Annotated in this window: 13 protein-coding genes and 1 tRNA gene; 3 read left to right on the forward strand and 11 right to left on the reverse strand. The window is 58.4% G+C overall.

Annotated features, from left to right (window positions below; all coding sequences use genetic code 11):
• Positions 1-35 precede the first annotated feature (35 nt).
• Positions 36-1,637, reverse strand: coding sequence for a Na+/H+ antiporter (locus OHL22_RS07050; protein ID WP_263334796.1), 1,602 nt, complete (start codon positions 1,635-1,637; stop codon positions 36-38).
• A gap of 150 nt (positions 1,638-1,787) precedes the next feature.
• On the opposite strand from OHL22_RS07050, the gene OHL22_RS07055 reads away from it, so the two are divergent.
• Both OHL22_RS07055 and OHL22_RS07060 read left to right on the forward strand, forming a co-directional pair.
• Positions 1,788-2,597, forward strand: coding sequence for an ATP-binding cassette domain-containing protein (locus OHL22_RS07055; protein WP_263334798.1), 810 nt, complete (start codon positions 1,788-1,790; stop codon positions 2,595-2,597).
• Between the two features lie 40 nt (positions 2,598-2,637).
• Positions 2,638-3,045, forward strand: a complete 408-nt coding sequence (locus tag OHL22_RS07060; RefSeq protein WP_263334800.1) for a hypothetical protein — start codon at positions 2,638-2,640, stop codon at positions 3,043-3,045.
• Between the two features lie 31 nt (positions 3,046-3,076).
• On the opposite strand, the gene OHL22_RS07065 is transcribed toward OHL22_RS07060, so the two are convergent.
• The 10 genes from OHL22_RS07065 to OHL22_RS07110 all read right to left on the reverse strand — a co-directional run bounded on the left by OHL22_RS07065 (position 3,077) and on the right by OHL22_RS07110 (position 12,056).
• Positions 3,077-3,943 carry a methyltransferase domain-containing protein gene (locus OHL22_RS07065; RefSeq protein WP_263334802.1) on the reverse strand — a complete coding sequence of 289 codons (867 nt, stop codon included), beginning with the start codon at positions 3,941-3,943 and terminating at the stop codon, positions 3,077-3,079.
• Between the two features lie 285 nt (positions 3,944-4,228).
• Positions 4,229-4,714: a 50S ribosomal protein L9 gene (gene rplI / locus OHL22_RS07070; protein WP_263334805.1), complete on the reverse strand. Its 486-nt coding sequence runs from the start codon at positions 4,712-4,714 to the stop codon at positions 4,229-4,231.
• Positions 4,715-4,924: 210 nt separating this feature from the next.
• Complete coding sequence (rpsR, locus tag OHL22_RS07075; protein ID WP_263334808.1) at positions 4,925-5,266, reverse strand: 30S ribosomal protein S18; 342 nt, start codon at positions 5,264-5,266, stop codon at positions 4,925-4,927.
• Positions 5,267-5,367: 101 nt separating this feature from the next.
• Positions 5,368-5,793, reverse strand: a complete 426-nt coding sequence (gene rpsF, locus OHL22_RS07080) for a 30S ribosomal protein S6 (protein WP_263334810.1) — start codon at positions 5,791-5,793, stop codon at positions 5,368-5,370.
• A gap of 118 nt (positions 5,794-5,911) precedes the next feature.
• Positions 5,912-6,550, reverse strand: a complete 639-nt coding sequence (gene pth, locus OHL22_RS07085; protein ID WP_263334813.1) for an aminoacyl-tRNA hydrolase — start codon at positions 6,548-6,550, stop codon at positions 5,912-5,914.
• A gap of 107 nt (positions 6,551-6,657) precedes the next feature.
• Positions 6,658-7,314, reverse strand: coding sequence for a 50S ribosomal protein L25 (locus tag OHL22_RS07090; protein WP_263334815.1), 657 nt, complete (start codon positions 7,312-7,314; stop codon positions 6,658-6,660).
• 136 nt (positions 7,315-7,450) lie between these two features.
• The gene (locus OHL22_RS07095; protein WP_263335431.1) at positions 7,451-8,443 is read right to left on the reverse strand and encodes a ribose-phosphate diphosphokinase; all 993 of its coding nucleotides are present in this window, start codon (positions 8,441-8,443) and stop codon (positions 7,451-7,453) included.
• 234 nt (positions 8,444-8,677) lie between these two features.
• Positions 8,678-8,751: transfer RNA gene (locus tag OHL22_RS07100), tRNA-Gln, on the reverse strand.
• 55 nt (positions 8,752-8,806) lie between these two features.
• Positions 8,807-9,850 (reverse strand): 4-(cytidine 5'-diphospho)-2-C-methyl-D-erythritol kinase, encoded by a 1,044-nt coding sequence (locus tag OHL22_RS07105; RefSeq protein ID WP_263334817.1) that lies wholly within the window; start codon positions 9,848-9,850, stop codon positions 8,807-8,809.
• Positions 9,851-9,893: 43 nt separating this feature from the next.
• Positions 9,894-12,056, reverse strand: a complete 2,163-nt coding sequence (locus OHL22_RS07110) for a prolyl oligopeptidase family serine peptidase (protein WP_263334820.1) — start codon at positions 12,054-12,056, stop codon at positions 9,894-9,896.
• Positions 12,057-12,228: 172 nt separating this feature from the next.
• Between OHL22_RS07110 and ggt the strand changes: the two genes are divergently transcribed.
• Positions 12,229-13,989 carry a gamma-glutamyltransferase gene (gene ggt, locus OHL22_RS07115; RefSeq protein WP_263334822.1) on the forward strand — a complete coding sequence of 587 codons (1,761 nt, stop codon included), beginning with the start codon at positions 12,229-12,231 and terminating at the stop codon, positions 13,987-13,989.
• Positions 13,990-14,057 lie beyond the last annotated feature (68 nt).

Below are 14,057 nucleotides of genomic sequence, written 5' to 3' on the forward strand. Positions count from 1 at the left end.
ATCCTTTTCTTCTTGAAGTCGATTCAATTTGCTTTCTAATCTTCCAGCGCCTTGGCATATTTCGATTCTGTCAGGTCCAGCTCACGTTCGAGGCGGCGCAGTACCTGATCGTTGATGCGGCCTTCATTGCGCAGGCGGATGGCGGTTTCACGCTCGATCTTGGCTGCTTCTTTTGATAGATCGACGAAGCGGCGATGATTCAAGCTGACCTCTTCATCTTCGCTGGAGCTCAGGCCTGCGAGACGTGAGCGGTAGTGACCCACGACATCTTCGTATGCCTCGTCCACATCTTCACCGCTATCGGCCTGCGATTGCTCGAGATGGGCGACGGCTGCTTCGAGCACCAGACGGCGGGCTTCGCGCTCTTCACAGTCAGGTCCGCCTGAACCTTGAAGCTTGAGCGCGCGAATGAGCGCGGGAAGTGTGAGTCCCTGTAGAACGAGGGTTACGAGAATGACGCAGAAGGTTAGGAAGACGATGAATTCGCGCTGCGGGAAGGGATTGCCGTTATCTAGCACGGCGGGAACGGCCAGCGCCGCAGCGAGCGATACTCCGCCGCGCATGCCGGTCCAGCCGACGACGAAGATCTGGCGCGTGGGTGGTATTGGCTCAAGCTGATGGTCAAACTTGCGGCGAATGAAGTGGGAGATGTGCGCGCCGGGAAAGACCCAGAGCAACCGAAGCACGATCAACGTGATGCTAAAGAGCGCGCCGTCGCGAATGAGATCGAGCATGCCGTGATCGCGAATCATGCTCAGGATCGTGCGCAGTTGCAGGCCGATGAGCACGAAGACGAGTCCGTTGAGGATAAACGTGAACGACTGCCAGAAGGACCATATCTGGATGCGCACCGGCGGAGAGAACATGGTGGCGCTGCGGCGGGTGAGGAAGAGGCCGCTGGCTACGACGGCGAGTACACCCGAGGCGTGAATTGCATCTGCTGCGAAATAAGCGCCATAAGGAACGAGCAAGCTTAGAGCGATCTCGATAGGTCCGTCGTCGATGCGGCGCTCGGCGTAGCAGACGATCCAGCCGATGGCCAGGCCTACGGCGACGCCGCCAATGACCAGCCATAGCAGAGTGAGGACACCTTCAGAGACTGTGGGGATCTCACGACTTACCACCATGGCCACGGCGAACTGCAGGGCTAGCAGGCCTGTGGCGTCATTGATGAGGCTCTCGCCTTCGAGAACATCAACAATGCGGCTGGGCAAACCCACCTTGCGCGCGATGGAGGTAGCTGCGATGGCATCAGTGGGGGCAACGATCGCGCCGAGCACGAGGCCAAGACGCCAATCAAACCCGGACAGCAGACGCGGCGTGAGCAATGCGACGCCGACTACGGTGAAACCGACAAGTCCGAAGGCGAGGAAGAGGATGCTGACGATGTTGAAGCGGAAATCACGCCACGATGTCGTCCACGCGGAAGAGTAGATGAGCGGCGGCAGTACAACGAGGAAGATCAGATCGGGATCGAAAGTGATCTTCGGTATCCACGGCACGAAACCGAGGAGCAGGCCGCCGATGATCATGACGATGGGGTAGGGTGTGCCAATCTTGCGGGCGATCTGTCCGAACCAGATGATGAAGAGCAACAGGAGCAGGAAGATGAGTTCTACGCTTCTCAGTTCGGTCATCGTATGCTCCTCTCTATGCAGATGATAGCGATGGGCCGGCTAGCGGCGGGCGATTCCTGTCTCTGTAATACCCCATCATAGATAAGACTCGCGAACGGAGCTGTCCGTGCCGGACACTTCGCTCGCGTGCGACGATAGATGCAGCCGCACATGCCTGAAGCGCTACTTGAAATCCGCGATCTGCATATCTGGTTTGGCTCGACGGAGGCCGTGCGCGGTGTTGACCTCTCGATTGCGCCGGGTGAAGTGTTGGGGTTGGTTGGTGAGTCAGGCTCAGGCAAGAGCGTAACGGCGCTGGCGGTGCTGGGACTGCTGGATCCGGTGGCTCGGGTTGCAGGGTCGATTCGATGGAAGGGTCAGGAGTTGGTTGGGCTGAATGAGCGCGGGCTTCGGGCAATTCGTGGGAGTGAGATTGCGATGGTCTTCCAGGAGCCGATGACAGCGCTGAATCCGGTGATGACGGTGGGGCGGCAGATTGCCGAGGCGATTGCCGTGCATGAGCCGCATCTCAGCAGTCGCAAGGCGAAGCGGCGGGCGATTGCTGCGATGGAGTCGGTGGCGATTCCTGAGGCGGCGCGGCGGTTTGCTGACTATCCGCACCAGTTTTCGGGTGGGCAGCGGCAGCGCATCCTCATTGCAATGGCGCTGGTGCATAAGCCGCAACTGCTGATGGCAGACGAGCCGACGACTGCGCTGGATGTGACGGTACAGGCGCAGGTACTGGATTTGCTTAAGACGCTACAACGCGAGCATGGGCTGGCCATGCTGTTTACCAGCCATAATCTTGCCGTGGTGGGTCAGGTAGCGGAACGGGTGATGGTGATGCGCCATGGCGAGGTGCTTGAGACCGGGTCGGCACACAAGGTGCTGACAGCCCCAGAGAATGACTACACAAAGACCCTGCTCAACGCGGTGCCTACGCTGAGGACGGATCGCGACAAACCGCTCGCGACGCTTTAGAAAGTACGTTTCAGATCTTGTGAGATGATGCTTCGAACAGATGGTAGAGGGCTGGTATGAAGACGACTACTTCATTCTCTTTGCAGATTCTGAAATAGAGGATGCAACACATCGTTATGGTGTCTCTGAGATCCTACCTGGCTTTCGATTGATCGGCTTGCGAACCTGGGATGACATGATCCTTCGGGACAAGACGGGCAAAACGTATCTCATGCCGACTGTCCCCGCCGATATCAAATATCTTGAGTTTTTCGACTTACCGAACTGCGCCAACGAACTAGAGCCCGACGAACGTTTTCAAAGAAAGATCAAATGGTGGGTGAAACCTATCGCTTTTGGCGGCAAAGCAGACGACTCTTCCAATGAAACATGGCTCAGCTATGAGCAGCATCCGGAACTCGTGAAGTGGTGGAATCAATTGTATCGGTCCATCAACGCAGGACGTTGAGATTCACTCCAGCCGGTGATTCTCAAACTAGTCAGCCACGCGAAAAGAAGACCGCTATACGTTCCGACTGTGAAGGGCTTTGGGTTTCAAGCCACTCTTTCGCCGCAAGCGCCTCGACACAAGGCCCGAAGGCCGCTATACGGATCGATCGGCATAGAGCCTGATCACGTAGTTTGCCGAGCACCGTTGTTAACAACGTGCCCGTGAATGGCGTGTAGAGATAGAAGACCGTTGCCCTGGATAGATTGGATAGATCGGCTTGGCTTACGTCTTCCGTAACGAAATCGACATTGCTCACGCCGAGGTCCGTGGCGCATCTTCGTGCGCTTTCGATATATGCGGGCTCCAGCTCGATTCCGATGCACTGTGCGGGCGTCGTGATTGCAGCGAGCAGCGGCACATGGCCCAGCCCGGAGCCAAGGTCGATGAGCACATCATCCGCACCCAGATTCAATGAACTGAGCATTTCGAAGATGTGCCGGGCTGGAGTCGGCTGGTAAAAGACCATCTCGCCACCTGGATGGACCGGTGGGCTATCCGGTTCTTCCAGTTCGAGGATTCCGGTAACGAGGTCGTCTCGCCAGTCGTAGGACAGGCCCGGCTTAATCTCGGTGCCTTGATCCTGGCTGGCGCTGATCCATCGGCCAAGCGCCGCATGCCCGTTACCTGACTGAATCTCACTCCGCAGCTCGACAAAAAGGGCGTTGTTTGCAGCCTGAAGCTGCGAGGTCAGCGCTTGTGCGCGACCCAGAAGCGCCTTGTCGTTTGTAGTCTCATCCGTGCCTTCGGCGAGATCGAGAATCACCTCCAGCCGGTCCAGCGCAGCTATTCGCTCGGCGAAATGCAGCGGATCAAAGAGCGCCGACTGGCCCTCGCACCGGTGCAGCAGGGCCTCCAAATCGGTGTTCCTTCGATGGCTTCCGGGAAAGCCGGAATCCTCAGAAAACACGAACTGGGCGCGACGCATCGGCACCGAAAACTTCCGTAAAGGGATTTAGGAGAGAGTGAGAAAGGAGTGTTACAGGAAACAGGCGGTAGGTACACAACCACTGTTCGCGTCTGAGATTACCCCTGTGGAGAAAGCGGCAACTTCGTGGACAACCAAAAATTGGAGGAGAACTGCGGCGGAACCCAGAGGAATAAATGTGCCGCCGCAGGTCTCGAATGTGCGAACCGTGACGCGTTAGACTGCGGCGACGGCTTCCGCTGTTTCGGCCTCGGCTGCGCCCTCGGCGGCAACCGTTACCTTCACATGCGCGGTGACTTCGCGGTAGAGCTTGATCGCGACCGAGGTCTCGCCAACGGCCTTGATCGGCTCCACGAGCTGGATCTTGCGGCGATCGACGTCGAAGCCCTTGGTTTCGAGCTCGTGCGCGATGTCGGCTGAGGTAACCGAACCGAACAGGTGGCCGTTCTCGCCCGACTTGCGGGTGAAGGACAGCGTGAGCGGTTCGAGCTGGGCTGCGAGCGCCTCGGCCTGAGCTTTCTCAGTCGCGGAGCGGCGGGCAGCAGCGGCCTTCATCTGTTCAATGACCGCTTTGTTATTGGCTGTAGCCTGCAGCGCGAGCTTGCGCGGCAGCAGGAAATTGCGTCCGTAGCCGTCGGCTACCTTCACCACGTCGCCGCGGTGGCCGAGATTTGCTACGTCTTCCTTCAGAATCACTTCCATGGTGACAACTCTCCAGTGTTACGGGCGGCAACTCAGTCCCTCTCTGGGCTTGTGCAAAAAAGGGCAACACAAAGCCGGAAACTGCGCCGCGCCGGATTATAGAGCCCTACCACGTTAGTCTGACTAGTCCACAAAAGACGCAAGGTTACGATTATGTTCCAATTCGGTAATTTCTTGCACTTAAGTGAGTTACCAGACTACCGGGCTCTCCTAGTGGCGTGCAGCAAACGGCAGCAGAGCAATGTTGCGCGCCTGCTTGATGGCTCGTGTGAGCCGCCGCTGATGCGTGGTGCAAACGCCAGTTAAACGACGGGGAACGATCTTTCCACGCTCAGCAACAAAGCCCTGCAGCAGGCGAACATCCCGGTAGGGAATGGCGTCAATCTTCTCGGTACAGAATTTACAAACCTTCTTGCGGCGGAAGAACTTTCCGCGGCCGCCGGGTCCACCACCCGCAGGACGGGGACCACGACCACCCGGGCCACCAGGACCCGCAGGTGCTCCAGATGCTGCGCCACTCTCGGGCGCCTTGACTTGGGTTTCGTCAGACATGTTGTTTCCTTTTCCTCAAGCGTTGGCCGGAATCTCCGGTACGCAGGTTCCTGCTGCCCTCCATGGAGTTGGTGCCCCAGCGGAGAACGGCGTTACAAAACTTAGACGGTCGCTTCGGCTGGTTCAGCAGCAACCGGGGCCGCTTCGACTTCAGGAGCAGCCGGCGCCGGCGCCGGCTCGGCGCTGCGCTTCTTGCGGGAGGCGCGGAGAGCCTTGACCTTGGCGAGGCGCTTCTCTTCCTCATCGATGCGCACGGTGATGAACTTGATCACCTGTTCGGTAACGCGCAAGCGGCGCTCCAGCTCGGCCACAACCTTTCCATCGGCTTCGATGGTCAGCAGCACGTAGTTGCCGTCGTTGAACTTGCGCACGGTGTAGGCCAGCTTGCGGCGGCCCATTTTCTCGCTGGACTTGACCGAACCGCCGCCATTGGTGACGGTGGTTTCGAATCCGGCAACGAGCTTGTCAACATCTTCATCGGCCACATCGGGGCGAACGATGAACATTACTTCATACAAACGTTCCATGGTTTAACTCTTCCCTTCGGCTGACTGCGCCGAAAACTCAAATTCAGCGTTCAGAGATCAGAGAACAGAGATCAGAAAAGTCCGCTGCTGCATTGGAACCACTCCTGATCCCTGATCTCTACTCACCTTTCCGGTTGAACTCATTCATCGCGGCGGCTGGGCCGTCTTCGATGATCCTTCGGACCGCGGTGGCTACCCGGTCCAATACCGGGTCAAGCTTCTCGAGGTCCGCCCTGCGCATCGGCGTCAGGAGATAACCCACCCCGCCTCTGCGTTTTGCTCCGGCTGCGATTGCCTCGGGAGGCAAATCTGGCCCTACCCCGATGCGAATCCGCAACCACTCATGACTTCCCAGTGCGCCGGAGATACTGCGCGCTCCGTTGTGCCCTGCCGCCGAGCCTCGCTCCTTGATCTTGAGCGTGCCGAGCGGCAGATCCAGCTCGTCGTACAGCACGATCAGGCTGGTTGGCCGGTCCGCTTCGCCAATCCGGAACTCCTTCAACAGGGCGGCTACGGCTTGCCCGCTCAGGTTCATGAAGGTTTCCGGCTTGGCCAGAATCACTTCCCGGTTGCCGATCCGGGTTACCCCGGTCTGGGCCTTGCATCTCCGGTTCAGGACCGTAACGCGTTCCTGCTCAGCGATACGGTCGATTGCTAAAAATCCCGCGTTATGCGGCGTCCACATGTACTCCATGCCGGGGTTCCCGAGGCCGGCTACGATGACTGGTCCTGTGGGCTTTTCGGGTTGTTCCGGCAATTGCGCTTGATCTTCCATTGCTTGAGTGTGAGTGTGAAAGTGTGAGTGTGAACCGATTACGCTTCATTGCGTTCTCACACTCACACTCCACACTCACACTGTCTTTCTTACTTCTTGGCCTCGGCAGCAGGAGCGTCGGTCTTGCCCTTCTTGGCCACTTCCGGTTCGGCCGGAGCCGCTACAGCCGCAACAGGCTCAGCCTCGGCACGGATCGAAACAACGTGAGCAACAGTCGCATCTTCAGCGCTAAGGAACTTGATGGAGCCAGAGTGAGGCAGATCGCTCACGCGGATGACACCATGTAGTCCGAGGCTGGTCACATCTGCATCGATATGGCTCGGAATATCGCCGGGCAAGCATTCGATCTCGACTTCGCGTAGCACCTGATCGAGAATGCCGCCTTCGTTCTTTACGCCGATGGCTGTACCAATCAGGCGAACCGGCACGCTGACCGTGATGGCCTTATCGAGCGCGATGCGCTTCAAGTCGATGTGCAGCAGGGTGTCCTTGACTGGCTCATACTGCCAGTCAACGATCATGGCCTTGGCTGCCGGATGACCGGTAACGTTCAGATCGAAAATCGTGTTGTGGCCCGACTCCGAGTGCAGAATGCGTAAAATCTGCTTGGGATCGACCTCGATGGCCACTGAATCTTGTCCGGCGCCGTAAACCACGGCCGGAATCTTGCCGGCAACGCGCACGCGGCGGGCTGCGTTCTTGTTGAATTTGCCCTCGCGGGGCTTGGCTGCAACTACTTCAGGCATTGCTCTCTCATTTCTCGGGCACCGCATTTGCGGCTCCCTTTGTTGCGCCAGAGATCAGAGATCAGGGTCAGAGATCAGCAAAACGATTGGTGAAAACCAAAACTGATCTCTGATCTCTGTTCTCTAACCCCTGCCTTTAGTTAAAGAGCGTGCTTACGCTCGTCTCCATGTGAATGCTCTCGATAGCCGCGCCGAGCAGGCCGGCAATTGAAAGCACCCGAATCTTGGGCAACTTCTGCGCAGCTTCGCGCAGAGGAATCGTATTGGTGACTACCAGCTCTGTGAGCCGTGAGGCTGCGATGCGATCTACTGCAGGACCGGACAGTACTGGGTGGCTGGCGCAGGCGTAGACCGACGCGGCGCCATTGGCCAGCAGTGCGTCTACCGTCTTTACCAGCGTTCCTGCCGTGTCGACGATATCGTCAAACACCACACAAGTCCGTCCTTTCACATCGCCAATCACGTGCATCACTTCCGCCACGTTCATATCTGTCCGGCGCTTATCCACAATCGCCAGCGGAGCGCCCATCTTGGTAGCAAAATGCCGTGCGCGCTCCACGCCACCGGCATCGGGTGAAACCACCGTGAGGTCGGGCAGGTTCATCTCCCGGAAGTGGCTCACCAGCACTGGGCTGCAGAACATGTGGTCCACCGGGATATTGAAAAAGCCCTGAATCTGCGCCGCATGCAGATCCGCAAACAAAGCCCTGTTGGCGCCGGCCGTTTCGAGCAGGTCGGCGATCAACTTCGAACTGATCGGCACACGAGGACGGTCTTTGCGGTCTTGCCGTGCGTAGCCGTAATACGGAACCACCGCCGTGATGCGCCTGGCAGAAGCGCGCTTCAGGGCGTCAATCATGATGAGCAGCTCCAGCAGATGCTGGTCGACCGGATAACAGGTTGGCTGCACCAGAAACACATCTTTGCCGCGAACATTTTCGAGGAGCTGAAAGTAAACCTCGCCGTCCGCAAACCTCTGCAACTTGCACTCCCCGAGCTTGACCCCGACAAACCGGGCGATCTCTTCGGCCAGAGGCAGATTGGCTGTTCCGGAGAACAGCTTGAAGCTCTTATCGTCTCCCAGACCCCGGCTGCGCTTACGATCCGCGGCGGCTTTTGCTTCTTTCATCTTCGAAGCGCCGTCCTGATCCGCACCAGATGCCCTGGCTGAACCGTCGTGCGATTCCGGCTCCCCCGCTGACGGGGTTGCCGGAGCGTCTTCCATGACTGCCTGCTCGTCTGTACTCATCGTTCGTGATCCTCCCAAGCTGGTTGGCTTTGGGGGCTGCTCGCCCTCGTACTCTCGAACTTACCTTCGCTTCTTCGCGCCAATTTTCGCGCTCGGAAAGAGAAGGCCTGAAGTTGGCTGGGCGACTAGGATTCGAACCTAGACAAAGTGCGTCAAAGGCACTTGACCTACCATTAGTCGATCGCCCAGTAACATCGGCTGCCGTAGCCGAGGGGTGAGTTTCTCTCTCCGCCGGTACGGCTGTCAATCCTGAAGCAGAATCATGCTTCGCCAGTAAGGTGCGCGGGGCAGGGTGCGGGTCACAAAACTCTCGACTCCCAACTCACGCAGCCGGTGACGGGCTGCTTCTGCATCTCTTTCGCCTCGGTAAAGACCAAAGAGTGCCGAACCGGACCCAGACAGGGAAGCATAGAGGGCTGCCTCCGGAGTACCGGAAGCCGCAAGAGTGCGCTTGATCTCGCTTAAAAGGGGATGCTGCGGAAAGACAACTCGTTCGAAGTCGTTCGCTATCCCGGTGCGGACAAGCGCGGACACCTGTGGTCCGGCCAGGTCCCCGCCCACGGCAAGGACACCGGAGGAGCCGGACTGTGCTTCGTATCCCGCTTCGTTCGGGGCTTCCACCCCGGCAAAGCAGGCTGCATAGGCGCGGCTCAACTCGTTTAGTTTATCTGCGCTTGCAGATTCGGTCAAACCTTCCTGGGCACAAAGTTCGTCCCAGTCGCGAAAAGCCTGCGGCGTAGAGACGCCGACAGCAGGGGTAGCAATCACGGTCCAGATTGGCGGGAGATCAGGTAATGGGAAGACAGACTGGCCGCGATCAAGGCCGAGGATCGCTCCGCCGATCAGAAATAACGGCACATCGGAACCGACACGCGCAGCCAGATGCAGACGCTGGGCAGGCCAATCGGGGAAGGCTTCCGGGGAGATGCCAAGTTCTGCCTCCAGACCGACGAGAGCGGCGACGGCGTTGGCCGATCCGGCGCCGAGGCCGCCTTGCACCGGAAGCTGTTTTTCGATGTGGATATGCACGTCGGCGTGGATTCGCAGCGATTCGAGAGCGAATTCCGCCATCTTCCACGCAGTGTTGCGGTGGTCCGTCGGTACGCGGCGGTCGTTAGAGCTGAGCTGGATTTTCGTCGCTTCAGCCCGCTCCGCCGTAACCCGCACACGATCATGTACTTCCAGCGTCTGGTAGACCGTAGACAGCGCGTGGAACCCGTCGGCACGCGGCGCACCGATGCCCAGGCCGAGGTTGATCTTCGCGTGTGAGCGGACGGTAGTCGGCATGGCGAACTTCCAGTGTACCGGGCTGGAAGTCCGTGTGCTACGGCTAGTCCATGAGCTTGCGCGCCAGATAGGTATAGATCATGGCGTCGGTCCCGGCCTGTTCTTTCAAGTCTGCTCCTGGGCCGTGGCCGCCTTCGGTAATCTCGTCGTAGAAAAAAGGCTTGTGGTACTGCTCCATGAGGGCTGCAAACTTGCGCGCATGCACCGGGCCGACGCGATCGTCTTTGGTGGTGGTGAAGATCAGCGGCTCAGGATAATCGACGTCGGGCTTGAGGTTGTTGTACGGCGAGATCGAGGCCAGGAAGGCACGCTCGTCGGGATTCGAAACGGAGCCGTATTCGCCTGTCCATGAAGAACCTGCAGCGATATGTTCGAAGCCGAGCATATCGAGCAGTGGCACCTCGATGACGACGGCGTGCCACAAGTCGGGATGCTGCTCGAACTCGACGCCCATAAGCAGACCGCCATTGGAGCCACCCTCGATTCCGAGTTTGCTCGGATTGGTCACCTTCTTGGTAATCAGGTCTTCACCTACAGCCGCGAAGTCGTCATAGATGCGCTGCCGATGGGTCTTGAGGCCTGCATCATGCCATGCAGGGCCAAACTCCCCACCTCCGCGGATATTTGCCAGCGCGTACGCGCCGCCGCGTTCAAGCCAAAGCTTGCCGCGAATGCCGCTGTAGACCGGTGTCTCGGAGATCTGAAAGCCGCCGTAGGCGTAGAGCAGGGTTGGCGTGACGCCGTTGTACGGCATGTCTTTGCGATGGACGAGGAAGTAAGGAACCTTTGTGCCGTCTTTCGACGTGGCTTCAAACTGCTCGACGACGTCCTGCGAGGCGTCGAACTGCGCCGGCAGCGTCTTGGCTACTTTAAGCTCCCGGGCCGCGGCGTCGCCCAGTTCAAGCGAGGATGGGGTCAGAAAGCCTGTAAGCGAGAGGAAGAATTTGTCCGAAGCATCATCAGTATCGACAACGCCGACGGTCTGGTTGTCGGGAATTTCGAGTTTGGTCCGCTCCCAATCTCCCCGCTTGCTCCGCGAATACAGGTAGGCCCGACCCTGCACGTGCTCGAGCGTGGTAATCAGCAGATGTGTGCGGGTGGGAACGACTTCCTGCACGAATTCCTGCGACGTGGGAGCGAAGACAACGGCCGGTTTGGGGTGCGAGGGATCTTTTTCAAGGGCTTTGAGATCGAAAGCGACGACCGATCCAGAGGCAATGGTTGCGCCGCCTTCTGGCTTCCATTCTTCTTCGAGGCTTGCGATCAACTGACCATCGACGAGGCCGTTAAGCTCTGTTTTACCCGGCAACGCAAGCTTATGAATGCCGGATGACGTGTAGAGAGAATATTCACTGGAGAAGAAATCGAGATGCCGCATCACGAGCGCGGCACGATGGCCCTGTGCGTCGTTCATTACGACCGGGTATGCGCTGGTGTCGGTAGCGGCGCCGCGATAGATTTCTTTGGCCTGATCAAGCGGCTCACCTCGCTTCCATATCTTCACGACAAAGGGATAACCCGACGCAGTCATGGAGCCGGCGCCCCAGTCGCGGGCCACGAGCAACGTGTCTTTATCGAGCCACGCGGCATTTTGCTTCGATCGCGACAGCACGAAGCCGCCAGTGACGAACTTGCCTGTTTTCAGGTCGAACTCACGCAGGGTATCGGCGTCTTCGCCGCCAGCTGAAAGGGCTACCAGGCACAGTCCATCGCCGGGATAAAGGCAGTTGAGACCATGCTGCACCCATTTTTCGTTATCGGCCTTGGCAAGCGCGTCGTAGTCGATCACTGTTTCCCAGTGCGGATTGGCGCTCATGTAGTCGTCGAGTGTGGTGCGCCGCAGTATGCCGCGAATGTGCTGCGCATCCTGCCAGGTGTTATAAACCGTGCCGTTACGAAAGACTGGATATGCCAGCCGCTCCGGCGACTCCAGCACCTTCAACGCCTGCGTTTTGAAGTCCGCGTAGTGCGGATCGGCTTCGAGTATCTTGGCTGTTTTTTCATTTTCGGCATTCACCCATGCGAGAGGCTTTGCGCCATTGACATCTTCAAGCCACGCATAGGGATCAGTAAGTGCCGAGCCGCTTCCAGTATCCAAATGCACTGCTGTCGGCTCAGTGGACTGGGCACCTGCGGCTACTGGCAAAAGCGCAGCTATGATCAGCAGCGCGCATTGAAACCTGGCATGCAAGTTTGGGTTCGGCATATTTTTACAACTCTCCATGGGAAACTCTTCGCGCGGACGGAAAAAGACTGACCGCAGCGTACCGTAACCGCAGCGGCGCGGACAAGCGCAACATGCCGCGCCTCAAACCGGTTCGCATGCGCAGAAGTTTCGGAAATTCCACGAACCGGCGCGCTATCATGAACCCAATCCGATGAGCCTCCTTAAACGTTTCCCTTGCCGCCCCGCCGCCATTACCACTGTCCTGCTTCTCAGCTCTTCAGGCATGTATGCGCAGTCGAACTCCATCGACTACATGAGTGAGCAGCCTGCGCGGGCGCAACACGGGATGGTTGTGAGCATTCATCACCTCGCTTCCGATGCCGGTCTGGAGGTTTTGAAAGAAGGCGGCAACGCGATTGACGCAGCTGTGGCTACTGGATTTGCGCTGGCAGTGGTGCACCCGGTTGCAGGCAATCTCGGTGGTGGTGGGTTCATGCTGATCCGGCTGCATGACGGTAAAAGCACCTTTATCGACTACCGTGAGGAGGCTCCCAAGGCCGCAAGCGCCGACATGTATCTCGATGCGAACGGAAATGTGCTTCCGGGCAGCGATCCGCATTCGAGCATCATGGGCTATCGGGCGATTGCCACGCCGGGCTCCGTGGCCGGCATGGCTTATGCGGAGAAGAAGTACGGCAAGCTGGGATTAAAGAAAGTGATGTCTCCGGCGATCCGGCTGGCGGAAGACGGCTTCGTGTTAACCGAGGAAGAGGCGCATGAGTTGCACGACTCCGACCTTGCGCGCTTTCCGGACACGAAGCGCATCTTCCAGCGCGACGGGAAGTATTACGAGACAGGTGAGACTTTCAAGCAGCCAGAGCTGGCGAAGACGCTGAAGCGCATCGCTGCCGATCCTGGCGACTTCTACCATGGCAAGCTGGCCGCGGAACTGGTAGCCGATCTTCAAAAAGGTGGTGGCCTTATCACCCGCGAAGATCTGGCGGGGTATGAGGTGAAGGAGCGCACGCCGCTGGTCGGCAGCTTTCACAATTACACGGTGATCAGTGCGCCTCCTCCGTCGTCGGGTGGGGTGGTCTTGCTGTCGGCGCTAAACATTCTCGAAGGTTTTGACCTGGCCAAACTCGGTGATCGCAGTCCCGAGTGGATTCACCTGATTACGGAGGCCTACCGGCGGGCCTATATGGATCGCAGCGATTATCTGGGTGATCCGGATTTCAATGAGATCCCAGTGGCCGAGCTGACGAGTAAGAAATATGCCGCGGCATGGAGCGCCAGCATAACCGATAAAGCTTCACCGAGCGCGGAACTGCGCAGACCGGAAGACTTTTTGCCGCCTGCGCCGAAGACCGCCGGACGTAAGAAGGACTCGCCGGATACGACGCACTACTCAGTAGTCGATGGCCAGGGAGATGCAGTTGCTGTAACGACCACGCTCAATAATGCTTTCGGCTCGGATGTCACGTCGGGCACTCTCGGTTTTTTGTTGAACGATGAGATGGATGACTTTGCCGCCAAGATGGGTGTCCCGAACATGTTCGGGCTGATCCAGGGACCAGCCAACGCGATTGTGCCCTTCAAACGGCCACTCTCGTCAATGACGCCAACCATCGTGCTGGAGGATGGCAAACTGCGGTATGTGCTTGGCTCGCCCGGCGGCGGACGCATCATTACCACCGTGGCCAACATCTTCCTTTCCGCGGCAGAGGGCGGCCTCAATATTCAGCAGGCCGTGGACGCGCCACGCTTCCATCACCAGTACCAGCCGGATGTACTTTTTATGGAGCCCGGCTTACCGCAGGCCACACAAGATGCGCTGACTGCCGAGAGCTACAAACTCAGTGTGCGCGGACACTGGTCCAATGGCGAGTGCATCGCAATCGATCCGAAAACCGGCGAGCTGCTTGGCGGGCAGGACCATCGCAGCCACTTTGGAAGCGCGGCGGGATATTAAGAGATCTTGGCAGGGGTATTCGCCTGATTCATCAAGACTTCTTCATCTTTTCGCCCCGGAAATGCGAC

It is taken from the genome of Acidicapsa dinghuensis (assembly GCF_025685685.1).
Lineage (GTDB): Bacteria > Acidobacteriota > Terriglobia > Terriglobales > Acidobacteriaceae > Acidicapsa > Acidicapsa dinghuensis.